This window comes from Tomitella fengzijianii (assembly GCF_007559025.1).
Classification (GTDB): domain Bacteria; phylum Actinomycetota; class Actinomycetes; order Mycobacteriales; family Mycobacteriaceae; genus Tomitella; species Tomitella fengzijianii.
The window spans coordinates 359,203-384,488 of sequence record NZ_CP041765.1 but is presented as its reverse complement, the minus strand read 5'-3'; the positions used below and the strand labels follow the sequence as shown (position 1 = coordinate 384,488).

Below are 25,286 nucleotides of genomic sequence, written 5' to 3'. Positions count from 1 at the left end.
GCAATCCGCCGATCAGCAGCGACCCACCGGGAGGGCACCGCAGTGAGCGAGCAGACCGACTTCGACAGCACGTCCCGCACCATCACCGCCGGGCGCTTCGAGCTGCACTACAACGAGGCCGGCACGGACAAGCCCGGCACCCCGGTCCTGTTCCTGCACGGCTCTGGCCCGGGCGTCAACGGCTGGTCGAACTTCTCCGGCAACTTCGCCGCGTTCGCGGAGCAGCGGCGCACGATCATCCTGGACATGCCCGGGTTCGGCCGCAGCCCCGCGCTCGAGTGGGACGCCGCCTACCCGCGCGTGGCCGCCGAGGCCGTCGCCGCCCTGCTCGACGAGCTCGGCATCGAGAAGGCGGACATCGTCGGCAACTCGATGGGCGGCAACGTCGCCTGCGAGGCCGCCCTCGCCACCCCCGGCAAGGTCCGCCGGATGGCGCTGATGGGCCCGGGCGGGCTGGCCGAGAACCTCTTCGCCCCCAACCCCAGCGAGGGGTCGCGCCGGCTGTTCGACTTCCTCAAGAACCCGTCCGAGGAGGCCATGGAGGCCTGGGTGGACACGATGGTGGGCAACCGCGACGTCGTCTCCCCCGAGCTCATCGCCGACCGCACGCGCCGCGCCCTGGAGCCGGGGGTCATCGCGCAGACGATGGGCATCTTCGGCTCGATCTTCAACCCCGAGTTCAAGACCCTCCCCCTGTGGGCGCGCGCCGAGGGCATCGTCCAGCCGACGCTGCTCATCTGGGGCCGCGACGACCGGATGCTGCCGTATGAGGGGGCGCACTTCGCCTACCGGCACCTGCCCGACGCCGAGCTGCACGTGTTCAGCAACTGCGGGCACTGGGCGATGATCGAGCAGCGCGAGTCGTTCAACCGGCTGGTGCTCGAGTACTTCACCCGCGAGGACTGAGGGCGAGGCCCCGAGCGCGGACCGGCGTCCGCACCCGGGGAGCGGGCGCCCGCCGCGGCGCCCCGTACCCTTGCCGTGGTCCATGGTCCCGGGCGGGAGACGAGAAGGGCACCTCAACTGTGACGGACGACGACGATGCGGCGCGGCGGGCGGAGTACGTCCCCCCGCCGCGGAGCGCCCGGCAGGGTGACGGGGGGCGGCATCGCGCCGCACAGGCGCCCCGAACCCGCACACCGCGCCGAACCCGCACCGCTGAGCGCCGCGGAACGGCCGTGGTCGCGGCGGCGCGCGTGTTCGCGGCCTGCGCGTCGGCGGTCGTGCTGCTGGCCACCGGCGTCGCCTGGTGGCAGTGGAATGACATCAACGGCGCGATCTCCACCTCCGATGCCCTCGACGGCGTGTCCGCGTCCGAGGGGAAGGAGCGCAATACGCTCATCATCGGCCTCGACAGCCGGCTCGACAAGGACGGGAAGCCGCTGCCGCAGGAGGTGTACGACCGGATCCACGCGGGCGATGAGAGCGTGGGCGGCTACAACGCGAACACGCTCATGCTGGTCCACGTGGGCGCGGACGGCCGGGCGAAGATCATCGGCATTCCGCGCGATGACTACGTCGAGATCCCCGGGTGCCCGAACGGCGTCTGCCAGGCGAAGATCAAGGAATCGTACGGCCACGCGTTCTCGGAGTACCGCGACGCGCACGAAAACTCCCAGGACGGCGCGGCGCTGGAACGGGGAGCCCGGGAGGCCGGCCGCAAGTCGGTCACCGCCACCGTGTCCCGCTTCCTCGGCGACGTGCCCATCGACGACTTCGTCGAAGTCACCATGGGGGCCTTCTACGAGCTCGCGAGCACGGTCGAACCGATAACCGTGTGCCTGCAGCACGACACCTACGATCCGTTCTCCGGCGCGGACTTCCGGGCAGGCGAGCAGCAGATCGACGCCGCCCAGGCGATGGCCTTCGTCCGGCAGCGCCGCGACGTCAACCCCGACCTCAACTTCACCGACATCGACCGCAGTCGACGCCAGCAGGCCTTCCTACTGTCGGTGGCGAAGCAGCTCGGCGGAACGAACCTGGTGACCGATTCCGGAGCGCGCGGCCGGCTGACCGACATCGCGCGCTCGCATCTCACCCTGGACAAGAACCTCGACCTCGCCGGGGCGTTCGCTCTCGCGTCGTCGATCGACCCGGCGACGGTCGAGTCCTACACGCTGCCGATCACGGGATTCGCCACCCTCGACGACGGTACCGAGGTCAACACGGTCGACACCGCCGAGATCCGCCGCACCGTCGCCCTGCTGCTCCAGCCCTCCACCGCCGGGCCGGACGCGGGCGCGGAGGCTCCACCCGGCCCGGACGCCGAACCCGCGCGCGCGGTGCTGGACGTGTCGGCGACGCGTATCGACGTCGCCAACGCCACCGGGATCGACGGGCTCGCCGGCGCCCTCGCCGACGGGCTCGCCGCCGAGGCATCCACGCACGGCCGCGGGCCCGGCGCGGCGACCACGGCCGAGGCCGTGCAGAACCGATCCGCCGTCCGCTTCGCCCCGGGCGACCGCGCCGACGCCCTGTCGCTGGCCGGTTTCCTCGGGATCGACGACGTCACAGAGGACGCGACCGTCACCCCCGGCGCATTGCGGTTCGTGGCCGGCCTGGACATCGTGGACAACCCCGTGGCCCGGCAGCTGACCGCGTCGGCTCCGGCCGCGCTGAGACAGGAGTTCAGCGTAGACGCGGCGCCGGACCAGTCGGATCCGGACGCGGGCGGCCCGCCTCCTCCGGCGGCACTGTCCACGAGCGAAGACCCGCAGCCGACGGACCTTTCGCAGATCGCCTCGGGCGGCGTGCCCTGCGTGAAGTAGGTCTGCACCACAGTCGTCACCTGCCACTTTATTCCGACGCCGATCAGCGTTCCCACACAGGAAGATTCAGGAACACCTCCGTTCCCAACTGTTTATATCAGTGTTACAGTGCCTGCCATGGACACCTCTTCTTCCGGCGCCACGCCGACCCCGGTCCGCATCGCCTTCGTCTGCTGGATCGTCGTCACTCTTCTCGGACTCATCGGCGGGATCCTCATCGCCGCGGGCGCCGGAAGCGCGCTCTTCTCCGGGATCGACGACGTAGCCGACGAATCGACAGCGGCTCTCACCACTGCCGGAATCGTCGTGATCGTCTTCGGCCTGGTCCAGCTCTGGCTCGCCTTCCGCATGAGGTCCGGCGCGAACTGGGCGCGCATCGTGCTCGCAATCCTCGGCATCCTGTCCCTCACCTCGATGTGGGGAGGCAGCGGCGGCGGCGTCTACAACGTGCTTTACCTGATCATCCTCGTGGCAGGGGTGATCCTGATGTTCCTGCCTGCCAACGGGGACTGGTTTCGCGGCGCGGCACAGCGCGCCCTCGGATGACCGACCGAGGACGCGGCCGTCACCGGCGAAACTCGAGGCCGGGGGCACGACGCCGCCGGCCCGGCCGTCGCGGGCGGCGTCAACGCCGCCTGCTCGCAACGGCCACGCTGTGCGCCCTTGCGGTGGTGATCATCGCCGCACTCGAGTACCGGAGCAGCGGGCCCACCCGGGCTGCGGAGCATCCCCCTGCCCCGACCGGTACACCCGCCGAGTCGCCGGCGCCTCCTGCTACTCCTCCCGCCTCACCGACCGCCCCTCCCGCTACGAACGTGCCGATGACGCGGCTCGCCCCCGGCGAGAAGCCACCGCAGTTCGTCCTGTTCTCCTTCGACGGCGTCGGGGTCACCCCCAACTGGGACATGTTCCTCGACGCCGCCCGCGCCACCGACGCCCGCTTCACCGCACTGATGACCGGCCTGTACTTCCTCACCGACGACAACGCATCCCACTACCAGGGACCCGGCCACGCACCCGGAGAAGCGGCCGTCGCTTTCGGCGGCACCCGCAGCGAGGTCCGCGAACAGATCCGCTACCTCAACAGAACATGGTCCGCAGGCCACGAGATGGGCACCCACTACGTCGGCCACTTCTGCGCCGGCGGCGGATACAACGGCGACCGCTGGACCACGACCGACTGGAACGTCGAGCTGGACGAGTTCTTCACCCTCATGGCCGGCTGGAAACGCAACAACGGCCTCGACAACGCCCCCGAAAAGCTGCACTTCGGCCCCGAAGAGGTCCGCGGCGGCCGCACCCAGTGCCTCGAAGGCCGCCTCGACCAGCTGATCCCCGCATGGAAGGCCCACGGCATGACCTGGGACTCGTCCATGCCGTCGCCGAGCACCGGCATCTCCTGGCCGTACAAGGTGGACGGCATCTGGGAGTTCCCCATCCCCAACGTCTACTCGCCGCCGCTCGGGAAGACCCAGACCGCGCTCGACTACAACTTCTGGTACACGTTCAACCGCGCACGCGACGAGCCGGACACCGCCCCCGAGGCACGAAGGATCGTCAAGGACACCTACATGTACATGTACGAGCAGGCCAAGACCGGCAACCGCGCGCCGCTGGTGATCGCCAACCACTTCAACGAGTGGAACGGCAACGCCTTCAACCCCGCGACCGCCGATTTCATGCGGTCGGTGTGCGACGACCCCGAAACGATCTGCGCGACATACTCCGACGTGATCGCATGGATGGAGACGCAGGATCCCGACCAACTGGCGGAGTGGCAGCAATTGCCACCTGTCGCCGCAGGAGCTCCCGCATGACGCAGACCGCGAAGGACAGCCCCGTACGCACGGACACACCCGGAGACGCCGCCACGCCGTCGGCCGAGCAGCCGCCGGAAACGGCCGAGAACACGCGGCCGGGCGCGGCGGCCGTGCGTATCGACGCCGCCCGCCGCGTGCTCACGGCCGTCCCGTTCACTGCAGTAGTCACGCTGGTGCTGTTGATCTCCGGGTTCGCCTCGCAGGGGATCTGGCGGCCGTTGCGCGACGCGTCCTGGTACCCCGACATTGCCGATGGCGTCCCCGGCCTCCGCGACGGGCAATGGTGGACTCCGGTCACCGGCATCCCCTTCGGTGCGACTCCCACCGTCTTCATCGCGCTGATCGTCCTCACCCCGTTCGTGCTCGGCTGGGCCGAGTGGCGACTCGGGACACTGCGGACGGTCGTGGTTTTCCTGGCGGGGCAGATCCTCTCGGTACTTGCCGCGAGCGGGCTGATCCGGCTCGCGGCGCTGGCACCGTGGCCGTGGGCCGATGCTCTGGCGCTGGCCCGCGACGCGGGAATGAGCACCGCGCTCGTGGCCTGCGTCGCCGCCGCCACCGCCACGCTGCGCTCGCCGTGGCGTCTTCGCGTACGCGCAATTCTCATCGCCTACGTCGCGGTGAGCTTCCTGTTCGTCGCCCGCTTCGCCGACGTCGCGCACATCGTCGCCGCCACCGTGGTCCTGCCCCTGGCGGACAGGTTCTTCTCCACGTCCGAGCACGGATTCGGCCCCCGCACGCGGCGCGAATACCGCCTGGTCGCCGCAATCGGGCTGCTGCTCATCGGAGTCGTCCGTGTGATCGTGCATCTGAGTCCCGCGGACGGTCCGCTGGGGCCCACGGGTGCCGACGATTCCTCACTGTGGTCCACACTGTTCACGGTCGCCGTGGTGCTGGCACTGGCGGACCAGCTCCGCAGGGGGCGCAGATGGGCGTGGTGGGCGGCCGTCGGATACGGCTCGCTGGTGATCGCCGCGACGGTGCTTGCGATCGTGTTCGTGGTCGCCACCGGGTACGAGAGCATCGGCGCCGTCTCCGCCGGCACCGCCCTGCTGTGGCTCGCGCTGGTCACGATGCTCGTCGTCGGTCGCTCGGCCTTCCATGCCCCAGCACGGCATCGCGCGCTGCGGCACTCCAGAGACGGCGACCCGCTCGACGACGCCAAGGCCGCCCTGCGCACCTACGGCAGCAACACCATGTCCTGGATGATCACCTGGGAACGCAATGAGTACTTGTTCTTGCCGCAACGCGGGCAGCGCGTTCCGGGGGTGATCGGCTTCCAGCGGCACGCGGGCACCGTCATCGCGCTCACCGACCCGGTCTGCACGCCCGAACAGGTGGCCGAGGCCGTCGTCGAATTGACCCGCGTGTCCGAGGACTCGGCCGCCATTCCGTGCCTGTTCTCCGTTTCCCAGGCCACCGCCGACGCCGCCGCCGCGCAGGGCTGGCGGGTGCTGCAGATCGCCGAAGACACGATCATGGACCTGCCTGGACTCGAGTTCAAGGGCAAGCGTTGGCAGAACGTGCGCTCGGCGCTGAACAAGGCTGCGAAGCGCGGCATGGAGTTCACCGTGACACGGCTGTCCTCGGTGTCGGCCGGCGTGCTGGCGCAGGTGCGCGAGATTTCCGAGCAGTGGGTGGGCGAGAAAGACCTGCCCGAGATGGGGTTCACGCTGGGCACCGTGGAGGAGGCGCTCGACGATGAGACCCTCGTGGCGCTGGCGACCGACGCCGAGGGGACAGTCCAGGGAGTGCTCTCCTGGCTGCCCGTCTACGGCCCGGCCGCGGCGGACGGTTCCGCGGTGGTGCGCGGCTGGACCCTCGACATCATGCGCAAGCGGGACGGCGACGGCGCCACGCATGTGATGGAGTTCCTCATCGCCTCGTCCGCCCGGCATTTCCAGTCCGAGGGCGCGCAGTTCCTCTCGCTTTCCGGCGCACCGCTGGCACGGGCCGGAGACGAGGCGGCGCAGCCGGTGGACCGCGCGCTCGAGCTGCTGGGCGCCGCCATCGAGCCGTTCTACGGGTTCCGCTCGCTGCACCGGTTCAAGGCCAAGTTCAACCCCCGCTACGAGCCGGTGTACCTGTGCTGCCGCGACGAGGCAGACCTGCCGCGTATCGGCGTGGCCATCGGCCGCGCCTATCTGCCCGATGCCACTCCGCGCCAGCTGCTGGCGATGGCCCGCCAGTGACCGGTGCGGCCCACCGAGCCGAAGCCGCCTCGTCCAGTCAGCCGGAGGCCAGCTGCAGCAGCCAATGGTCGAGCAGCGCGGCCTCCGGCGGGGACATGGGAACGTTCGTAGACGCCCTCAGCACGGACCTCAGCCGCGCTGCGCTGCCTGCCAGATCGTCGCTATCCTTCGGAGCAGCATTCGGCGATCCGCAGATTGCCGCGATCGTCGCCTCGCGCATTGCGACGGACAGGGCATGATCCTCGGTTCCGTCGGCGACCTGCCGCAGCGTCACCCCGATGACGGCCGCCAGAACGTGCGCCGCGGCCTGATCCGCCGTGACCACGAGCCGCCCGGACGACTCAGCGGCCTCCGTGGCGCACAGCACCATGCTCGCGACCCGCTGCTTCGAGTTGGGATTGCGGCCCGGCACGATCTGTCCGTACATCAGCACATAGAGTCCGGGGTTGTCGATTCCGAAGGCGAAGTGCGCATCCCATCCCCAGCGAATGTGCTCGATCGGGTCCTCCGCCGGATCGTAAGGGCGCTTTGCCGCCAAGTACAGCGCGTATCCGTGCTCGGTCACCGCATCGAGCAGGCCGGCCTTACTGCCGAAGAAGTGGTAAAGGGTAGGCAGGGTCACACCGACTTCGCCGCAGACCGCACGCAAAGAGACCGACTCGCCGGGCGATTCGGCGATCAGCCCGGCCGCTGCATCCAGCAGCCGACTGCGCGTATCCTGCGAATCCGGATGTCTCATCCATCCAGATTATCCTTCGCAGTGTCCGTAAGCGCTCCACCCGCTCTGCGGCCCCGAAAGCGCCGGTACGCTCTCAGCCGTTCACCAACCGCATGATGGCCTGTCTGGCCTCGCGCCATGCCCTGCCGTCCACGTCACCGAAATCGGCATGCCCCACCCCGTCGAGGATCTGCAGCCGCGCGGGATCACCGGCCTTGGTCGCCGCGTCGACATAGCCGGAAGACTGCTCCGGCAGAACGACGGAATCCGCAGAACCATGCAGGGCGATGACAGGCACGCCCACCGGCAGATGCTCCGTCGGTGACGCCACGGCGTACCGCCCGGGGAACTGCTTCGGGCTGCCGCCCAGCAACCCGCCGACGAACCGGTCGTGGCCGTGCTCGACGGCGAGCGACAGCTCGAAGACACCCGCCATGATCACCGCGCCCTGCAGCCGGACCTCCGGACGATGCCCCGGGGCGCCGGGTGGCAGGGTGTGCCGACCCACCGCCCACGCCGCCAAGTGCCCGCCGGCCGAATGGCCGGCGACAAAGACCCGGCCCAGGTCGAGTCGCCCGCCCGCTTCCTCCTGCACCGGCCCGGCGACCGCGTCCACCGCATCGTCCACGTCGGCCAGTGTGGCGGGCCAGCCGCCGGCACCGCCCACCCTGCGGTACTCGATGTTCCACACGGCGGCGCCGGCAGACGCGATCGAATCCGCCAGCGGCTCGAAGTAGTCGAGCCCCTGTTGCTGCACCCACCCGCCGCCGTGGATCATGACCACCACCGGGAACGGGCCATCCCCGGGTGGGAGATGGAGGATGCCGTAGTCGGACGCGTCCGCGCCATAGACCACCCGCATCGTCCGTGCGGCGTCCGACGTTTGCCGCTCGTCGCCCGCGCATGACGCCATGAACAGGGCCGCGATCAGAGCGAGCACACCCACGACGCGATGCGGCAGCGTTGCAGCCGGGCGCGATGCGTTGTTCCCGAGAATATTCTGCGATACTCGAATCATTTCGCAGAAGAATATATCAGTGATTCACTGGTCACCCGGGAGTGAAATGGACAGGCGACGCTTTTTGACCCTTCTCGCCGCCGGTACGGCGACGGCGCTCGCAGGGTGCTCGACGGCCCAGGCGACCGATCCATCCGTCCCCGGCGCAACCACCGTGCCGCCGGCGGATCCCGGGCCGGCGCCGGTCCCCCGACCTCCCACGCTGCCGCCGCCCCCGCCCGCATCGGCGAAGGTCGCCGTCCCCCCGGGCCCGCTCACCGCGCTCCCCGGCCCCGGGCAGAACCTGGCGCTCACCGTCGACGACGGCGCCGACCCCGCGGTGGTGGAGGCATATATCCAATTCGCGGAGGACACCGGCGCACGGTTCACCTTCTTCGTCACGGGGCGCTATCCGGCGTGGACAGACCTCGCTCCGCGGTTACGTCCGCTGGTCGAGACGGGCCAGATCCAACTGGGCAACCACACCTGGTCGCACCCCGACCTCACCTCGCTGAGCGCCGATGACGTGGCCGACGAGCTGGGCCGCACACGGAAGCTGCTTCGCGACACCTACGGCGTCGACGGCACCCCGTACTTCCGGCCGCCGTACGGATACCGGAACCCGCAGCTCGACCGGATCGCCGCAGACCTGGGATACACGGTGCCCACACTCTGGTACGGCTCGCTCTCCGACTCGGGGGTCATCACCGAGGAGTACCTGGTCAAGATGGCCCACCAGTACTTCACTCCGCAGGCGATCGTGATCGGGCACGCCAACCACCCGACCGTCACCCACTGCTATCCACAGCTGGTGGAGGTGATCCGGGAACGGAATCTGGCGATGGTGACCCTCGACGATGTGCTGCTGAGCCACTGACCGCCCGCCTCATCACTCAGCGGCCCACTTGCTCTCCAGCATGCTCAGCGAGAGCGGGCGACCCGGCGCGAGCCGAGCCCCAGCGGGTCGGAGACCCGCGCCAGGCGCAGGTCGAGTTCGTCAGGCATCGTGCGGCGCACCGCCGCGTCGAGCGCGTCGATCCGCTCACGGAGCGGCGGGTGCAGCGCTTCCGGGCAGGTATCCAGAAGCCCGGTGAGCACGGCGCGCAGGCGCCGCAGAACCATCAACGATTCGCCGCTGAAGTGCCGGATCTCGTCCACGGCCACTGAGACGTAGTCCTCCCACGTGAGCGGGGAGCCGTGCAAGCGCCCGGTGGTGGCACCTACGACCACCCGCCGCGAAAGCAGCACGAGGAGGTCCTCGATGTAGTCGAAGGACTGGACCGCCCGGGACGGGTCGTTGACTGCGGGCGACAGCGCCTTGAGCGCCACGTCGACCAGGGCCTGCAACGCGGCTGCGGGACTCGCCGACGGGCTGTGCGTGTCGCCGAATACGAGGCTGCGGGCGAGGAGGTCGGGCCGCACACGTGCCATAGGGCCCTGTACCGCGAACAGCGGTGCGCCGGCCGAGACGAACTGGCCGACCGCGGGGACGACCGTGATGTGCACACCCCACCGCGCAGCCAAGCGGGCGATCCGTTCGACGTGTACGGCCAACAGCACCTGGCCGGCCGGGTCCGCATGACGCAGGGGGATGATCGCACCGGCGTACGCGTCGTCACCCGGCGTCTCCCGACCGTCTCCGCGCACGGGGTGCACTCCATCTGCGGCATCGTCCACTGCAGGCTTATCATCGGTTGCCTCGGCAGGCGCGGAGTCCGAAGTCGCGGCCACCGTCTTCTCACGCGGATAGGTGCGCGACACCGCTGCTCGCCCCTCACGCGCGACTTCGGACAGCAGCCGCGTGGGGTTGAGCACGTGCGCGACCCGTGCCACCAGCGCGATGAACATTCCCGTGCTGAGCAATGTCAGCCCCATCGCGACGACGACCGACACCAACGGCACATCACCGCTGCTGTCCGCAGCCAGGTCGAGCGCAATGATCAACGCGAACACGAACGTCGCGAGGAACACGCCGATCGACCATCGAATGATCCTCCCCTGCTGCAGCATCGGAACCACCCGCACCGACAGTTGTGCCGCGCCGAACTGCATGGCCAACGTGAGCGCGGTGAACACCAGTCCGCCCAGGGTGATCATGCCGCCCGCGATGACGCTGAGCATCGTGGCCGCGGCGGAACTGCCGGCACCGCCGACACCCGCCCCCTCCGCTCCCACCACCGTTTCGTCGACGCCGACGAGAACCAACGCCAGCACCGCGGCGCCCACGGTGAGCACGGCGGGCACCCGCCAGAGCGGGACAGACCGGAGCCGTCGCCGGGTCTGACACCATTCGACGGCGCTGACCAGGCGTTGCGCACGCGAGACGGCCGTGTCCGTGGTATCGGGGGCCGTCGGCATCGGATCGACGAACGAGGACTCGACGCCGAAGCCACCGCCCACCGCCTCCTGCAACGCTTTCTTCGCGCGTGCGACCGGGGCGTGGAAGCGATCCTCACGCTGCTGCGCCCGCGCCATGCGGGCAGGTCGCAGCCCGTACCGCCACCGTGCCCACGGCGCACCCGGGCGACTGAGCCGGACCGCCCCGAATACCAGCAGCGGCCAAACGAACAACCCCACAAGCCCGGTCCAGAATTTGCCCTTGAGCATCGTGACAGCGGTGAGCGTCAACAGTGCCAGCAGGATCACGGTGGTTCCGGCGTAGGCAGCGGCGCCGCGGTCCTGCTCGTAGTCGCCCACGCCGTACGGGCGCAGCCCCAGGATGAACAGCGCTATCACCGCCACCGCCACGAACACCGCATCCACCGACAGCCGCCCCTGCTCGGCCCAGTACACGTCCTTGAGATACAACACCAGAGCGAACTCGTCGAGCACCAGCGCCGCACCGATGCCGAACAGCCCGGCCAGCGCACAATCGGCCACGGGCGTCTCATAGCTCGCCAGCGTGATCAGCCCCATGCCCGCGACAAGCATCGCCACCAGACCGAACACCACATGGTGAACATGCAGACCACCAGGGGTGACGTTCCCCGGCCACCAGCGCACCCCCGCGCGGATCATGCGCACGCTCAGTCTGATGAACAGGAAAGTCGCGAGGAATGCGACGAACAGGACGAGCAACGGCAGCCGACCGGTGCCGATGATCGCATCGTCGAACCATTGCGTCACCGGACGACTCCCTCCGACCTGTACATGCCCCGGAGAGTACCGGCAGCGCACGGACTCCGGCGTGCCCGTGGCACCGGCCTCCCCCACCGGCGCACACTGGAGTCATGGCCCGCGGCGATCACCCCCAGCGCACCCCGTTCTACGGGATCGCGATGATGATCGGGGTCATGGTGGTCGGCACGCTGGTGGCGACGTCCGGCGCGAGCCAGGCCGTCCGAGTCCCCGTGTACGTCGTCCTGTTCATCATCGGCATTCTCGGGGCGGCGCTGACCTTCCGCGATTACTCGCACTGAGCGCCCCACGCTCTTGATCGGCCGTCCAGCACGTCCTAGCCTTAGAGTTGACGCGTCACCATCGCGCCCGGGTACGCGTGCCCGGGCGCACACCGACGCGAGACGGGGAGTACTCCATGACCGAAGCCGCCCTACCCGACGTTCCCGCCACCGCCGACCTTGTCGACGAGATCGGCCCGGAGGTGCGCAGCTGCGACACGCAGTTCGCGCAGTACGGCGGACGGAAGCGGTTCTCGGGACGCATCACCACCGTCTCCTGCTTCCAGGACAATGCCCTGCTCAAGAAGGTCCTGGGCGAGCCGGGCGACGGCGGCGTGCTGGTGATCGACGGCGACGCCTCGGTCCACACGGCGCTCGTCGGCGACGTGATCGCCGGCCTCGGCATGAACAACGGCTGGTCCGGCCTGGTCGTCAACGGGGCCATCCGCGACTCGGCGATCATCGGCACCCTGGACATCGGCTGCAAGGCCCTGGGCACCAACCCCCGCAAGTCCGGCAAGACCGGCGCCGGCCGCCGGGACGTCGTCCTCCGCATCGGCGGGGTCGAGTTCGTCCCCGGCGACATGCTCTACAGCGACGACGACGGCATCGTGGTGCGCGAAGAATGAGCGGCCACGGCGGAACCGGCCCCGCGTCGAGCCTGCGCCGGCTCGACGCGGCCACCGCCCCCGTCACGGCGCCGCTCGCCGCCGTCGACCTGGACGCGCTCGACGCCAACGCGCGATTCCTCGTCGCCGCGGCCGGCGGGCTGCCGATCCGGCTGGCCAGCAAGTCCATCCGCTGCGTCGAGCTGATCTCGTACGTCCTGCGCGAGCACCCCGGATTCCAGGGGGTGCTCGCGTTCACCCCCGACGAGGCCTGCCACCTGGCGTACGCCGGAATCGACGACATCCTCGTCGCGTACCCGACCGCCGACGGCGCGGCCGTGGAACGCGTGGTGGAGACCGCCGAGCGCACCGGCGCCCGCATCCGCCTGCTCGTCGACTCGCCGGAGCACGTCCGCTTCCTCGCCGCCCACGCCTTGGGCCGGACGGTTCCCGTGTGCGCGGAGATCGATCTCGGCTGGTGGCCGCTGGGGGGAAGGCTCGCCAAGATCGGGCCCAAGCGCTCCCCCGTGCGCACCCCGCAGCAGGCCGCCGAACTCGCGGCGCTCGCCTGCCGCACGAAGGGGGTCGAGCTCACCTCGGTCCTCGCCTACGAGGGGCATATCGCCGGCGTCGGCGACATCGTCCCGGGCCGGCCGCTTCGCCAGCTGGCGGTGCGCGGGATGCAGGCCGCATCGCTGCGCGAGATCGCCCGGCGCCTGCCGCTGGTCCTCTCCGCCATCGAGGCGACGCTCGCCGAGCACGGCGCCGCACCGTTGGAGCTGGTCAACGGCGGCGGGTCCGGCAGCCTGCAGCGCACGTCCGGCGTCGGCGCGGCGACCGAATTGTCGGCGGGATCCGGGCTGTTCGATCCGCTGCTGTTCGACCGCTACCGTTCGCTGCGCCTGGAGCCCGCCGTCGCCTACGCGATGCCGGTGGTCCGCAAGCCGCTCCCCACGGTGGCGACCCTCCTCGGCGGCGGCTACATCGCCTCGGGGGTGCCGGGGCCGGACCGGGCCCCCGTCCCGGCGCTGCCGGAGGGGCTCGCGTTCGACGGCGACGAGGGTGCCGGCGAGGTGCAGACACCGCTGCACGGCGCGGGCGCGCTGGGCTTCGGCGACCGAGTGTGGCTGCGGCACGCCAAGTCCGGCGAACTGCTCGAGCGCTTCAACGAAATCCACTTCGTGCGCGACGCGGAGGTCCTCGAGGTCGTCCGCACCTACCGCGGTGAGGGGCACTGCTTCCTGTGACCGCGGCGCACGTCCCGGGGATCAGCGCGACGGCGTGAGGCCCTACGCGCCGCCGGCGCGCACGGACGCGGCGATGGCCTCGCGGGGATCGCGCCAGGCCAGACTCAGGTCACGCAGAGTGGCGGTGTCGTCGGTGGGCGTAGCGGCGGTGAGCAGCAGCGCCGCCTCGTAGCTGAGGCCGTCGGCGATCTCGAAACGCTTGCCCGCCACGTCGGAGACCCGCCCCAGCCCCCGCATCATGGCGGCGGACAGCGGCACGCGCCGCACCCTCCGGCCCAGGCCGTCCGCCAGGGCGTCCACCATCTCGTCGAAGGTGAGCATCACGCCGCCGCACACGTATCGGTGCGGCCCACGCCCGGGCGCCATGACCCGCGCGTGCACCTCCCCGATGTCGCGCACGTCCACCATCTGCATCCCGCCGGGCACCGACGGCCCGTAGCGCCAGCGGACGATCGGCGCCCACCCCTTCTGCGTGACCCCGGGCGCGGTGTGGAACGCGGGCCCCACCACGCTCGACGGGTAGGTCACCACCACGGGCGCGCCGTCGTCCTGCAGCCGCCGCGCGGCTCTGTCCGCATACCCCTTGGTCCGGGCGTAGCTGCTGCGCCCGTCGGCCGTGGGCGTGTCCGGCGAGATCACGCCGTCCGGCGCCGGGAACAGGGCGCTGTAGCTGCTGACGTTCACGACGGGGTCCAGCCCGCGCGCGACGGCGCGGGTGAGGATCCGCTCCGTGGCGTAGGCGTTGATGTCCCACATCAGCTGCTCGTGCCGCTCGCTGGTGCCCACCACGCCCGCCGCGTGGAACAGGGCGTCGGCCCCGTTCAGCAACCTGTCGGTCACCGCATCCGAGCGCACGTCGCCCTCGATCACCTCCACGGGTCCGGCCTCGCGGAACCTGCCGAGCAGGTCGTCGCAGGACTCACCCGGCGCGCGCAGCAGCCGCACACCGTGCCCTGCGGCCAGCAGCGCGCGCACCGTGTGCGCGCCCAGGTAGCCGGTCCCTCCGGTCACCGCGATGAGCATCTTCCGCCTCCGCCCCGTCCGTGCTAAGTTTCGGATTCACCGAGATTACGAACCCACTGGCACCGTAATCTAGCATGCCCGCCCAGGAGGAACCCCGTGACTGAACCGAAACCCGGCAACGCGGCCGACGTATTCGCGCCCGCCCGCCTGGGCCCGCTCACGCTGCGCAACCGCACCATCAAGGCGGCGACCTTCGAGGGGATGACGCCGGACGCCCTGGTCACCGACGATCTGATCGAGTTCCACCGCGCGGTCGCGGCCGGCGGCGTGGGAATGACCACCGTCGCCTACTGCGCCGCGTCGCCCGAGGGCCGCACCGACCGCCACCAGATCCACATGCGCCCCGAGGCGGTCCCCGGCCTGCGCCGCCTGACCGACGCCGTGCACGCCGAGGGTGCCAAGGCCTCCGCGCAGATCGGGCACGCCGGCCCCGTCGCCAACGCCAAGTCCAACCGCGCCAAGGCGCTCGCGCCCAGCAACCAGCTCAGCCCGCTGAGCCTCAAACTGACGCGCGCCGCCACCAAGGCCGACATCCGCCGCATCACCGCCGACCACGCGCGCGCCGCGCGCATCGCCATCGAGTCGGGCTTCGACGCAGTGGAGATCCACTTCGGCCACAACTACTTCACCAGCTCGTTCCTCAGCCCCGCCATCAATAAGCGCAAGGACGAGTACGGCGGGCCACTGCAGAACCGGGCACGGGTGGCCCGGGAGGTGGCCCGCGCCGTGCGCGACGAGGTGGGCGACGAGATCGCGGTGACCGCCAAGCTCAACATGGACGACGGCGTGCCGCGCGGCTTCTGGCTGGACGAGTCGCTGCAGGTGGCGCAGTGGCTGGAGTCAGACGGCACGCTCGACGCCCTGGAACTCACCTGCGGAAGCTCGCTGAAGAACCCGCTGTACCTGTTCCGCGGGGACGCCCCGGTGCGCGACTTCGCCAACGCGATGCCCCAGCCGCAACGCGCCGGGCTGCACGCGGTCGGCAGGTTCTTCCTCAAGTACTACCCGTACGAGCCGCTGTACATGCTCGAGCAGGCGCGGCAATTCCGCGCCGCCCTGACCATGCCGCTGGTCCTGCTCGGCGGCGTCACCGACTTCGGCGGTATGACCCGGGCGATGGACGAGGGGTTCGACTTCGTCGCCATGGGCCGCGCTCTGCTGCGCGAACCGGATCTGATCCGCCGCGTCGAGGCCGACCACCGCACGGAGTCCCTGTGCATCCACTGCAACCGCTGCATGCCCACGATCTATTCGCGCACGCACTGCGTGCTGGTGACGCAGCCGTGACGGCGGCCGTACCGGCGCGGGCGGGCACCTACGCCGTCACCGGCGCCGCCTCGGGGATCGGGCAGGCGACGGCCGAACTGCTCCGCGCGCACGGGCACACCGTCATCGGGGTGGACCTGCACACCACGGGACACCCGGACTCCGAGGTGATCGCGGACCTCGCCACCGCCGAGGGCCGCAGCGCCGCGGCGGCCCAGGTCCTCGACCGCGCCGGCGGCGACCTCGACGGCGCCGTCCTCGCCGCGGGCGTCGGCCCCGTGGGCGGGGGCGGGCATCCCCGTCTGATCGCCGAGGTCAACTACTGCGGCGCGGTGGAGCTGCTCGAGCAATGGCGGCCCGCGCTCGCCGCCGGCCGCCCCGGCAAGGCCGTGGTCGTCTCCAGCAACTCCACGACGACGACGCCGCTGGTACCGGCACGCAGCGTGCGCGCGCTCCTGGCGGGCGACGTGGAGAAGTCCCTGCGCGCCACCCGCCTGTTCGGGCCCGGGCGCCCCGCCATCGTGTACGCCGCCTCGAAGATCGCGCTGAGCCGCTGGGTGCGCCGCACCGCGGTGCTGCCGCTGTGGGCGGGCGAGGGCATCCGCCTCAACGCGGTGGCCCCGGGGGCAGTGCTCACCCCGCTGCTGCAGCAGCAGCTCGACAATCCGCTCGAGGGCAAGGCGGTCCGGAAGTTCCCCATCCCCGTCGGCGGCTTCGGCGAGCCGGGCGCCCTCGCACGGTGGGCGTGCTTCATGCTCACCGACGCCGCAGACTTCCAGTGCGGCAGCATCGTCTTCGTCGACGGCGGCACCGACGCGCTGATCCGGCCCGATGAGTGGCCGCGCTCGGTTCCCGCGCGGCGCCTGCCCGGCTACCTGCGCACGTTCCTGCGGGGCGGGCCCCGGTGACGGGCCGGCCGCGGGACGCGTCGATCGACGACCGGGTGCTCCAGTCCACGCGTGAGCTCCTCGCGGAGGTGGGCTGGGACGAGTTGAGCGTCCGCACCGTCGCCGCGCGGGCGGGTGTGGGCCGCGCCAGCATCAACCGGCGCTGGTCGTCCAAGGCCGAGCTGGTGCTGCACGCGGTGCTGGGCGCCGAGCCGGACCTGGGCCCGTTCGAGGGCACCGACATGGCGGGCTGGGTCGCCTGGGTGGTGCGCGGCAGCCACGAGCTGTTCCACCGCCCCGACGTGCGGGCCGCGGTGCCGGGCCTGCTCACCGCCTTGCGCGAGAACGAGCAGCTGCGGACTGCTCTGTGGGCGGGGTTCAGCGGCCCCGCCGCCGAGCTCTACGCGCAACGCACCGGACCGGCGCAATCGCACGACGCGCCATCGGTCACCCTGCGATCGCACTCCGGCCGGACGGACGCAGACCTGGACGCGCGTGCGCTGATCGCCATGGCCGCAGGCGCGGCGCTGTTCACGAGCACCATCGCGACGGAGGATGATTCACCGGAGCTGCTCGAGCGCATCGCGGAACTGCTCACCGCCGCCGTGCTGCCGGAGCGTCAGGGCCCCTCCACGCGCGCCGCGGCGCCGAACACCGACACCACGTCGCCGTCCCGAAGCTGACGGCCGCGCCGGGTCTCCACCTGGCCGTTCACCGTCACCTCGCCCTCGGCGATGATCTGCTTGGCTTCGGCTCCGCTGTCCAGCAGGTTCGCCAGCTTCAAGAACTGGCCGAGCCGGATGGCGGCGTCGCGGATGGGTACCGCGGGTGCATCGGGTTCACTCACGGGACCATCATCGCGCACGGGTTCGGCCGCGCGTGCCGGACCCCGTCACGCCTTGCTGATCAGCCAGTTGCGCAGCCACTGCGTGGCGGACGTGCCGTCGGCCGTCACCGGGTACGTCGTGTAGTCCTGGTGGATCCCGGAGTTCAGGAACTCCTTGTACTTGTCGATGTGCGCCCACAACGTGACGTCGGAGATCTGCTGGCCGAGCGTCGGAATGCCGCCGGCCTCCATGATCGCGTCGTACAGCGCGACACCCTCGGGCCTGTACCTGTCCGGCTCGGACGATTGCGGGTCGGACTGCTGCACCAGGTACCCGGCCATCCTGGCCATGAAGTCGCCGGGGGGCGCCGCGCAGTAGAGGTCGCCCGGCGAGCAGAAGGTGCGCACCTGGTCGCTGAGCGCGCCGAACCCGCCGATGCGTGCGCCGCCGGAGCCGTTGCCCACCACCGGCGGACCCACCAGGTTGTCGAACACCGAGCGGCGCGGGTCCGAGACGAGACCGACCGCGGCGACCCTGTCGGCGGGCACCGGCCCGTTGCCGTGACCGATCTGCGCGGCCAGGTCGCCGGCCGCGTCCGCGCCCTGGCTGTAGCCGATGAGCGCGAAGCGGGTGTCGGGGCAGCGCGCGGCGATGTCGCCGATGAGGTTTCCCGCGTTGGTGATCGCCTCGTACTTGGACGCGCCGTAGACCTTGCCCTCCCAGGGGAACGCGGTCGCGGCATAGGAGACGTAGTCCGCCCGCATGTTCGACGGCAGGTTGTAGGTGACGGCGCCGAGCATGCCCGGCGAGCCTGCGGGGCTGCCGTTGTCGCTTGTCTCCCACGTGCCGGGGATGGCGATGACGTCCAGCGCGACGCACCCCGCGGGCGCCGCGGAGGCGACTCCTCCGGTGCCGACCACCATCGCAGTGGCACCGAGTGCCGCGGCGCCCAGGGCCACCGCACGGCCCGCCAGGGTTCGCACCCGCGGCTTCCGTGTCACAGCACCACTCGGATTCGCCAGCCGCCATCGCCGCATCGATACTCCTCCAGAAACCAGAACCCGGCGGTTTGCGATACGCATCATGCGATCCGCGTCACAGCCCGCCCCAAGCATCGTCATGATATATCTCAGGACCGATGAATCGCGACGGTGTCCCGCTGAATTCGCACTGAATCCGCACTGATTCCGCCGTTCGGACGACACTATGCGCTATGCGATGCGGACCGCCCGCGCCTACACGGCGGGCGCGCGCATCGCGACGTCCGTGGTCCGCACCGGTGCGGGCAGGTCCGAGGCGCCGGTCAGGTACGCGTCGACGGCCGCCGCGCACGAGCGCCCCTCGGCGATCGCCCACACGATCAGCGACTGTCCGCGCCCCGCGTCGCCGGCCACGAAGACGCCGTCTGCGCTGGTGGCCCAGTCGCTGCCGCCGGACCAGTCCTCGCCCGCCTCCGCGCCGCGCGCCACGTTGCCCCGCGCCGTGTACTGCACGCCGAGCCCGTCGAGCAGCCCCTCACGCTCGGGCCCGGTGAACCCCATCGCCAGCAGGACGAGCTCGCAGTCGAGCACCGCGTTCGTGCCCTCGACCTGCTGGAACTTCCCGTCCACCGACTCCACCTCGTGATAGCGCAGCCCGGTGAGCCTGCCGTCCTCGCCGACGAACTCCTCGGTGTTCACGGAGAACACCCGCTCGCCGCCCTCCTCGTGGGCCGAGGACACGCGATACATCAGCGGGTAGGTGGGCCACGGCGTCGAGTCGGCTCGCGTCTCCGGCGGACGCGGCATGATCTCGAACTGGTGCACCGAGGCCGCGCCCTGGCGCAGTGCGGTGCCCAGGCAGTCGGCGCCCGTGTCGCCGCCGCCGATGATGACGACGCTCTTGCCCTTCGCGTCGATCGCGGGGACCGCGACGTCACCCTCCTGCACCCGGTTGGAGTGCGGCAGGTACTCCATCGCCTGATGGATGCCGTCGAGCTCACGGCCCGGCGCGGGAAGGTCGCGGCCGGTGGTCGAACCGACCGCCAGCACCACCGCGTCGAAACGCTCCTTGAGCTGTTCCAGCGGCAGCGCGCCGTCCTCATCGACGCCCACGTTCACGTTGGTCTCGAAGCGGGTACCCTCCGCGGCCATCTGCGCAAGCCTGCGGTCGATGTGGTGCTTTTCCATCTTGAACTCGGGGATGCCGTAGCGCAGCAATCCGCCGATGCGGTCGGCCCGCTCGAACACCGTGACGTCGTGGCCGGCGCGGGTGAGCTGCTGCGCGGCGGCGAGCCCGGACGGGCCGGACCCCACCACGGCCACCCGCTTGCCCGTCGACTTCGCGGGCAGCATCGGCTTGATCCAGCCCTCGTCGAAGGCGGTGTCGACGATGTCGTGTTCGACCTGCTTGATCGTCACCGGGTCCCGGTTGATGCCGAGCACGCACGCCGATTCGCACGGCGCCGGGCACAGCCGCCCCGTGAAGTCGGGGAAGTTGTTGGTGGCGTGCAGACGCTCGCTGGCCGCGCGCCAGTCGCCCTTGGTGACCAGTTCGTTCCACTCCGGGATCAGGTTGCCCAGGGGGCACCCGTCGTGGCAGAACGGCACGCCGCAGTCCATGCACCGGCTCGCCTGCGTCTTGAGCTCGTCCGGGTCGGACGGCTCGTAGACCTCGCGCCAGTCCATCAGCCGCAGCGGTACGGGGCGACGCGCGGGCACGGACCGCTCGTACTTCATGAAGCCTCGGATATCACCCATTGGACACCACCATGATCGCGTCGTTCACATCTTTGCCTTCGGCCTGCGCACGCTGCATGGCCTGCAGCACCCGCTTGTAGTCGCGGGGCATCACCTTGACGAAGCCCGCCAGCGCGCCCGGCCAGTTGGCCAGCACGTACTCGGCCACGCTCGAGCCGGTCTCCACGTGGTGGCGCACCAGCAGGCCGCGCAGCCAGTCCGCGTCGGCCGTGCCGTCCTCGACGGCCTCGAGTTCGACCATCTCGTCGTTGAGGTTGCCGGGCAGCGCGCCGTCCGGGTCGTAGACGAACGCCTCGCCGCCGGACATGCCCGCCGCGAAGTTGCGCCCGGTGGGCCCCAGGACGACGACCTTGCCGCCGGTCATGTACTCGCAGCCGTGGTCGCCCACTCCCTCGACGACGGCGGTGGCGCCCGAGTTGCGCACGCAGAAGCGCTCGCCCACCAGCCCGCGGATCAACGCCTCGCCGCCGGTGGCGCCGTAGAGGAGCACGTTGCCGGCGATCACGTTGTCCTGCGCGCGGAACTCCTCGGGCGCGTCCGCCGGGGGACGGACGACGATGCGCCCGCCGGAAAGCCCCTTGCCGACGTAGTCGTTGGCGTCGCCGCGCAGCCGCAGCGTGACGCCCCGCGGGACGAACGCGCCGAAGCTGTTGCCGGCCGAGCCGGTGCACGTGATGTCGATGGTGCCGTCGGGCAGCCCCTCCGCCCCGTGCGCCAGCGTCACCTCGTGGCCGAGCATGGTGCCCACCGTGCGGTTGACGTTGGTGATCGGGGTGGTGATCTGCACCGGCCCGCCGCCGTCGATCGCCGCACGCGCCTGCACGATCAGCGCGTTGTCGAGCGCCTTGTCCAGCCCGTGGTCCTGCGTCTTGGTGCAGTGCAGGTCCTGGTCCGGGTACAGCGACCCGTCCTCGGTGCCCAGCACGGGCTCCAGGATGGGGCTCAGGTCCAGCGCGCCGGCCTTGTAGTGCCGGGCGGTGCCGTACTGCTCCGCCGCCGCTGCCGTGTCGAGCATCCCGACCTGGCCCACCGCCTCCTCGAGGGTCCGGAAGCCCAATTGCGCCAGCAGCTCGCGCACCTCCTCCGCGATGTACTCGAAGAAGTTCACGACGAACTCCGGGCTGCCGGTGAACCGCCCGCGGAGCTCCGGGTTCTGCGTGGCGATGCCCACCGGGCAGGTGTCCAGGTGGCACACGCGCATCATGATGCAGCCCGAGACCACCAGCGGCGCCGTGGCGAAACCGAACTCCTCGGCGCCCAGCAGCGCCGCGACCATCACGTCGCGCCCGGTCTTGAGCTGTCCGTCGCACTGCACCGAGATGCGGTCGCGCAGCCCGTTGAGCAGCAGGGTCTGCTGGGTCTCCGCGAGGCCCAGCTCCCACGGGCCGCCCGCGTGCTTGAGCGAAGTCAGCGGCGCGGCGCCGGTGCCGCCGTCATGCCCCGAGACCAGCACCACGTCGGCGTGCGCCTTGGACACGCCCGCCGCCACGGTGCCCACGCCCAGCTGCGAGACCAGTTTGACGTGCACCCGCGCCTGCGGGTTCGCGTTCTTGAGGTCGTGGATCAGCTGGGCGAGGTCCTCGATCGAGTAGATGTCGTGGTGCGGCGGCGGCGAGATCAGGCCGACGCCCGGCGTGGAGTGCCGGACCTCCGCGATCCACGGGTACACCTTGCCGCCCGGCAGCTGGCCTCCCTCGCCCGGCTTGGCGCCCTGCGCCATCTTGATCTGGATGTCGGTGCAGTTGGTCAGGTAGTGCGAGGTGACGCCGAAGCGTCCGGACGCCACCTGCTTGATGGCCGACCGCCGCAGGTCGCCGTTGCCGTCGGGGGTGAACCGTGCGGCGTCCTCGCCGCCCTCGCCCGAGTTGGAGCGCGCCTTGAGCCGGTTCATCGCGATGGCGAGCGTCTCGTGCGCCTCGGCCGAGATCGAGCCGTAGCTCATCGCGCCCGTGGAGAAGCGCTGCACGATCGCGCTCACCGGCTCCACCTCGTCCAACGGCACGGCGGGACGCACGCCGTCCCGGAACCGCAGCAGGCCGCGCAGGGTGGCCAGCCGCTCGGACTGGTCGTCGACCTTCTTGGTGTACTCCTTGAACACGCGGTACTGCCCGGTGCGGGTGGCGTGCTGCAGAAGGAACACAGTGTCCGGGTTGAAAAGGTGGTACTCGCCCTCGCGGCGCCACTGGTAGTCGCCGCCCACCTCCAGCTCGCGGTGCGCGCGCTCGGTGGGCCGGTCGGTGAACGCCAGCGCATGCCGGCGGGCCACGTCCGCAGCGATCTGCGGCAGGCCGATGCCGCCGATACGCGAGTTGGTGCCCGGGAAGTACTCGTCGACGAGCTCCCGCGACAGCCCGACCGCGTCGAAGAGCTGCGCGCCGGTGTAGGAGGCGATGGTGGAGATGCCCATCTTGCTCATCACCTTGAGCACGCCCTTGCCGGCCGCCTTGACGTAGTTGGCCACCGCCTCGTCGCGGGTGAGCCCGGGCAGGTCGCCGCGCAGGTGCAGCTCGTCGATCGCCTCGAATGCCATGTACGGGTTGATCGCCGCCGCGCCGTAGCCCACCAGCATCGCCATGTGGTGCACCTCGCGTGCGTCACCCGACTCGATGACCAGCCCCACCCGGGTGCGCGTGCGCTCCCGGACCAGGTGGTGGTGCACCGCCGCGGTGAGCAGCAGCGACGGGATCGGTGCCCAGTGCTCGTCGGACTCGCGGTCGGAGAGCACCACGATGCCGATGCCGTCGGCGATGGCCTCCGAGACCTGCCGGCGCACGTCCTCCAGCGCGCGACGCAACCCCTCGCCGTCGTCGTCGACCCTGTAGAGGCCGCGGACGACGACGCTGCGGAAGTCGGGGAACCGGCCGCCCTCGCCGGTCCCGTCCGGGTCGTTGACGTGGACGAGCTTGGTGAACTCGTCGTTGTCGAGGATCGGATTGGACAGCACGATGCGCCGGGTCGACTCCGGGGCGGCGTGCAACAGGTCGCCCTCCGGCCCGATGCCCGAGGCCAGGCTGGTCACCAGCTGTTCCCGGATCGCGTCCAGCGGCGGGTTGGTCACCTGGGCGAACATCTGGGCGAAGTAGTCGAACAGGATGCGCGGACGGTCCGAGAGCACGGCGATGGGCGTGTCCGTCCCCATCGATCCGAGCGCCTCCGCGCCGGTGGAAGCCATGGGCCGGATCAGGCGCGAGACCTCCTCCTCGGTGTAGCCGAACACCTGGTGGCGCAGCACCACCCGTTCGTGCGGCATGTACTTGTACGGGTGGTCGGGCAGGTCGGCCAGGTGGGCGACGTTCTCGTCGACCCACTGACCGTAGGGGTGCTCCGCCGCAAGCTCGGCCTTGATCTCGTCGTCGTCGACGATCTTCCCGCGCCCGGTGTCCACAAGGAACATCCGGCCGGGCTGCAGACGCATCCTGCGCACGACCCGCGCCGGGTCGATGTCGAGGACGCCCACCTCCGACGCCATGACGACCAGGCCGTCGTCCGTGACCCAGATGCGGCTGGGCCGCAGGCCGTTCCGGTCGAGCACAGCGCCCACCACGGTGCCGTCGGTGAAGGCCACCGAGGCCGGGCCGTCCCACGGCTCCATCAACGCGGAGTGGTACTCGTAGAAGGCCTTCCGGGCCGGGTCCATGGTCTCGTGGTGCTGCCACGCCTCCGGAATCATCATCAGCACCGCGTGCGGCAGGCTGCGCCCGCCCAGGTGCAGCAGCTCGAGGACCTCGTCGAACCGCGCGGTGTCCGAACCGCCGGCCGTGCACGTGGGGAAGATGTCGGGGGTCTCGCCGGGCGCGTCCGGCCGGGCGAACACCGAGGTGTCGATGAGGGTCTCGCGCGCCCGCATCCAGTTCTCGTTGCCGATCACCGTGTTGATCTCGCCGTTGTGCGCCACCGTGCGGAACGGGTGCGCGAGCGGCCAGGACGGGAAGGTGTTGGTGGAGAAGCGCGAATGCACCAGACCCAGCGCGCTCTCCATCCGGGGATCGCGGAGGTCGGCGAAGAACTCCGGCAGCTGCGGGGTGGTGAGCATGCCCTTGTAGACCAGGGTGCGCGCCGACAAGCTGGGGAAGTACACCTCGCCGCCGGGGTTCTCGCTCTCGACGCGCTTGCGCACCACGTAGGCCCGGCGCTCGAGATCCATGCCGGTCAGCGGCGCCTCGGCGGTGCCGCTGAGGAACACCTGACGGAACGACGGCATCGCCGAGCGCGCCATGGCGCCCAGGCTCGACGGGTCCACGGGCACCTCGCGCCAGCCGAGGACCGTCATGCCCTCGTCGGCCGCGATCCGGTCGATGCGCGCGGCGGCGGCGTCCGCGGCGGCGGCGTCGGCGGGGAGGAAGGCGATGCCGGTGGCGTACTCGCCGGCGGCCGGGAGCGTGCAGCCGGCCACAGCGCGCATCAGCGCGTCGGGCACCTGGATGAGGATGCCGGCGCCGTCGCCGCTGGTGGCCTCCGCCCCTGCGGCACCGCGGTGCTCCAGGTTGGCGAGCGCGGTGAGCGCCTTGTCCACGATGTCGCGGCTGCGCCTGCCGTGCATGTCGACGACGAAGGCGACACCGCAGGCGTCGTGCTCGTTGGCGGGGTCGTACAGGCCGGTCCGGCCGGGCCGGATTGTTCCCGTCGACTGTCTCATCGTCGTTCCCTTCTCGCTGCGTACTGGTTTTCAGCAGGTCAGGTGGACGACGCGCGGAATCTCGGAGATCCGGCGGGCTGGTCACCGGGGCACAACACCCGGGGACGAGAGAACCTCAACCGGTGAGGGAATGAAGAAAGGCACACTCGTCCGGCCGCGCG

20 protein-coding genes are annotated in these 25,286 nt (G+C 70.7%); 12 read left to right on the top strand and 8 right to left on the bottom strand.

Features of this window, described 5'->3' with window-relative positions; all coding sequences use genetic code 11:
• Nucleotides 1-42 precede the first annotated feature (42 nt).
• The 5 genes from FO059_RS01795 to FO059_RS01775 all read left to right on the top strand — a co-directional run bounded on the left by FO059_RS01795 (nucleotide 43) and on the right by FO059_RS01775 (nucleotide 6,780).
• Nucleotides 43-906 (top strand): alpha/beta fold hydrolase, encoded by an 864-nt coding sequence (locus tag FO059_RS01795; protein WP_233266841.1) that lies wholly within the window; start codon nucleotides 43-45, stop codon nucleotides 904-906.
• A gap of 272 nt (nucleotides 907-1,178) precedes the next feature.
• Nucleotides 1,179-2,768, top strand: coding sequence for an LCP family protein (locus FO059_RS01790; protein ID WP_143905859.1), 1,590 nt, complete (start codon nucleotides 1,179-1,181; stop codon nucleotides 2,766-2,768).
• 117 nt (nucleotides 2,769-2,885) lie between these two features.
• Nucleotides 2,886-3,314 (top strand): hypothetical protein, encoded by a 429-nt coding sequence (locus tag FO059_RS01785; RefSeq protein WP_143905857.1) that lies wholly within the window; start codon nucleotides 2,886-2,888, stop codon nucleotides 3,312-3,314.
• Between the two features lie 275 nt (nucleotides 3,315-3,589).
• Complete coding sequence (locus tag FO059_RS01780; protein ID WP_308339579.1) at nucleotides 3,590-4,585, top strand: polysaccharide deacetylase family protein; 996 nt, start codon at nucleotides 3,590-3,592, stop codon at nucleotides 4,583-4,585.
• Complete coding sequence (locus FO059_RS01775; RefSeq protein WP_143905855.1) at nucleotides 4,582-6,780, top strand: bifunctional lysylphosphatidylglycerol flippase/synthetase MprF; 2,199 nt, start codon at nucleotides 4,582-4,584, stop codon at nucleotides 6,778-6,780. Before FO059_RS01780 ends, FO059_RS01775 begins: the two co-directional genes overlap by 4 nt.
• Nucleotides 6,781-6,817: 37 nt before the next feature.
• Here FO059_RS01775 and FO059_RS01770 read toward each other — a convergent pair whose 3' ends face one another.
• Together FO059_RS01770 and FO059_RS01765 are read right to left on the bottom strand one after the other, a co-directional pair.
• Complete coding sequence (locus FO059_RS01770; protein WP_143905853.1) at nucleotides 6,818-7,519, bottom strand: TetR/AcrR family transcriptional regulator; 702 nt, start codon at nucleotides 7,517-7,519, stop codon at nucleotides 6,818-6,820.
• Nucleotides 7,520-7,592: 73 nt separating this feature from the next.
• The gene (locus FO059_RS01765; RefSeq protein WP_233266842.1) at nucleotides 7,593-8,444 is read right to left on the bottom strand and encodes an alpha/beta hydrolase family protein; all 852 of its coding nucleotides are present in this window, start codon (nucleotides 8,442-8,444) and stop codon (nucleotides 7,593-7,595) included.
• 118 nt (nucleotides 8,445-8,562) lie between these two features.
• On the opposite strand from FO059_RS01765, the gene FO059_RS01760 reads away from it, so the two are divergent.
• A complete protein-coding gene (locus tag FO059_RS01760) occupies nucleotides 8,563-9,372 on the top strand; it encodes a polysaccharide deacetylase family protein (RefSeq protein WP_143905849.1) in 810 nt (269 codons plus the stop codon).
• Between the two features lie 44 nt (nucleotides 9,373-9,416).
• Here the strand turns inward: FO059_RS01760 and FO059_RS01755 are convergent, their stop codons facing one another.
• Nucleotides 9,417-11,621, bottom strand: coding sequence for a DUF2254 domain-containing protein (locus tag FO059_RS01755; protein ID WP_143905847.1), 2,205 nt, complete (start codon nucleotides 11,619-11,621; stop codon nucleotides 9,417-9,419).
• Nucleotides 11,622-11,725: 104 nt separating this feature from the next.
• Here FO059_RS01755 and FO059_RS01750 point away from each other — a divergent pair, with 104 nt between their 5' ends.
• From FO059_RS01750 to FO059_RS01740, 3 genes are all read left to right on the top strand, one after another.
• Entirely contained in the window at nucleotides 11,726-11,914 is a 189-nt protein-coding gene (locus FO059_RS01750; protein ID WP_143905845.1) for a hypothetical protein, read from the top strand.
• Nucleotides 11,915-12,030: 116 nt separating this feature from the next.
• Nucleotides 12,031-12,522 carry a ribonuclease E activity regulator RraA gene (rraA, locus tag FO059_RS01745; protein WP_143905843.1) on the top strand — a complete coding sequence of 164 codons (492 nt, stop codon included), beginning with the start codon at nucleotides 12,031-12,033 and terminating at the stop codon, nucleotides 12,520-12,522.
• Nucleotides 12,519-13,748, top strand: coding sequence for an alanine racemase (locus FO059_RS01740; protein ID WP_143905841.1), 1,230 nt, complete (start codon nucleotides 12,519-12,521; stop codon nucleotides 13,746-13,748). Before rraA ends, FO059_RS01740 begins: the two co-directional genes overlap by 4 nt.
• 42 nt (nucleotides 13,749-13,790) lie before the next feature.
• Here FO059_RS01740 and FO059_RS01735 read toward each other — a convergent pair whose 3' ends face one another.
• Nucleotides 13,791-14,771: an NAD-dependent epimerase/dehydratase family protein gene (locus tag FO059_RS01735; protein WP_143905839.1), complete on the bottom strand. Its 981-nt coding sequence runs from the start codon at nucleotides 14,769-14,771 to the stop codon at nucleotides 13,791-13,793.
• A 96-nt stretch (nucleotides 14,772-14,867) separates the two neighbouring features.
• Here FO059_RS01735 and FO059_RS01730 point away from each other — a divergent pair, with 96 nt between their 5' ends.
• From FO059_RS01730 to FO059_RS01720, 3 genes are read left to right on the top strand one after another with little or no spacing between them, the layout of a single operon-like run.
• On the top strand, nucleotides 14,868-16,058 hold the full coding sequence (locus tag FO059_RS01730; protein WP_143905838.1) for an NADH:flavin oxidoreductase: 1,191 nt from the start codon (nucleotides 14,868-14,870) through the stop codon (nucleotides 16,056-16,058).
• Nucleotides 16,055-16,945, top strand: coding sequence for an SDR family oxidoreductase (locus FO059_RS01725; RefSeq protein ID WP_143905836.1), 891 nt, complete (start codon nucleotides 16,055-16,057; stop codon nucleotides 16,943-16,945). Before FO059_RS01730 ends, FO059_RS01725 begins: the two co-directional genes overlap by 4 nt.
• The gene (locus FO059_RS01720; RefSeq protein ID WP_143905834.1) at nucleotides 16,942-17,607 is read left to right on the top strand and encodes a TetR/AcrR family transcriptional regulator; all 666 of its coding nucleotides are present in this window, start codon (nucleotides 16,942-16,944) and stop codon (nucleotides 17,605-17,607) included. Before FO059_RS01725 ends, FO059_RS01720 begins: the two co-directional genes overlap by 4 nt.
• On the opposite strand, the gene FO059_RS01715 is transcribed toward FO059_RS01720, so the two are convergent.
• The 4 genes from FO059_RS01715 to gltB form a co-directional block, all read right to left on the bottom strand.
• Complete coding sequence (locus tag FO059_RS01715) at nucleotides 17,544-17,771, bottom strand: RNA-binding S4 domain-containing protein (protein ID WP_143905832.1); 228 nt, start codon at nucleotides 17,769-17,771, stop codon at nucleotides 17,544-17,546. The genes FO059_RS01720 and FO059_RS01715 overlap by 64 nt on opposite strands.
• A gap of 45 nt (nucleotides 17,772-17,816) precedes the next feature.
• Nucleotides 17,817-18,734: a cutinase family protein gene (locus tag FO059_RS01710; RefSeq protein ID WP_235671107.1), complete on the bottom strand. Its 918-nt coding sequence runs from the start codon at nucleotides 18,732-18,734 to the stop codon at nucleotides 17,817-17,819.
• Between the two features lie 252 nt (nucleotides 18,735-18,986).
• Nucleotides 18,987-20,489: a glutamate synthase subunit beta gene (locus tag FO059_RS01705; RefSeq protein ID WP_143905828.1), complete on the bottom strand. Its 1,503-nt coding sequence runs from the start codon at nucleotides 20,487-20,489 to the stop codon at nucleotides 18,987-18,989.
• Nucleotides 20,482-25,125: a glutamate synthase large subunit gene (gltB, locus tag FO059_RS01700; protein WP_143905826.1), complete on the bottom strand. Its 4,644-nt coding sequence runs from the start codon at nucleotides 25,123-25,125 to the stop codon at nucleotides 20,482-20,484. Before gltB ends, FO059_RS01705 begins: the two co-directional genes overlap by 8 nt.
• Between the last annotated feature and the right edge of the window lie 161 nt (nucleotides 25,126-25,286).

Coding starts and splice junctions, on each gene's coding strand:
- FO059_RS01740 (WP_143905841.1), top strand. CDS start 12,519: ATGAGCGGCCACGGCGGAACCGGCCCCGCGTCGAGCCTGCGCCGGCTC.
- FO059_RS01785 (WP_143905857.1), top strand. CDS start 2,886: ATGGACACCTCTTCTTCCGGCGCCACGCCGACCCCGGTCCGCATCGCC.
- FO059_RS01775 (WP_143905855.1), top strand. CDS start 4,582: ATGACGCAGACCGCGAAGGACAGCCCCGTACGCACGGACACACCCGGA.
- FO059_RS01770 (WP_143905853.1), bottom strand. CDS start 7,519: ATGAGACATCCGGATTCGCAGGATACGCGCAGTCGGCTGCTGGATGCA.
- FO059_RS01750 (WP_143905845.1), top strand. CDS start 11,726: ATGGCCCGCGGCGATCACCCCCAGCGCACCCCGTTCTACGGGATCGCG.
- FO059_RS01705 (WP_143905828.1), bottom strand. CDS start 20,489: ATGGGTGATATCCGAGGCTTCATGAAGTACGAGCGGTCCGTGCCCGCG.
- FO059_RS01735 (WP_143905839.1), bottom strand. CDS start 14,771: ATGCTCATCGCGGTGACCGGAGGGACCGGCTACCTGGGCGCGCACACG.
- rraA (WP_143905843.1), top strand. CDS start 12,031: ATGACCGAAGCCGCCCTACCCGACGTTCCCGCCACCGCCGACCTTGTC.
- FO059_RS01780 (WP_308339579.1), top strand. CDS start 3,590: ATGACGCGGCTCGCCCCCGGCGAGAAGCCACCGCAGTTCGTCCTGTTC.
- gltB (WP_143905826.1), bottom strand. CDS start 25,125: ATGAGACAGTCGACGGGAACAATCCGGCCCGGCCGGACCGGCCTGTAC.
- FO059_RS01760 (WP_143905849.1), top strand. CDS start 8,563: ATGGACAGGCGACGCTTTTTGACCCTTCTCGCCGCCGGTACGGCGACG.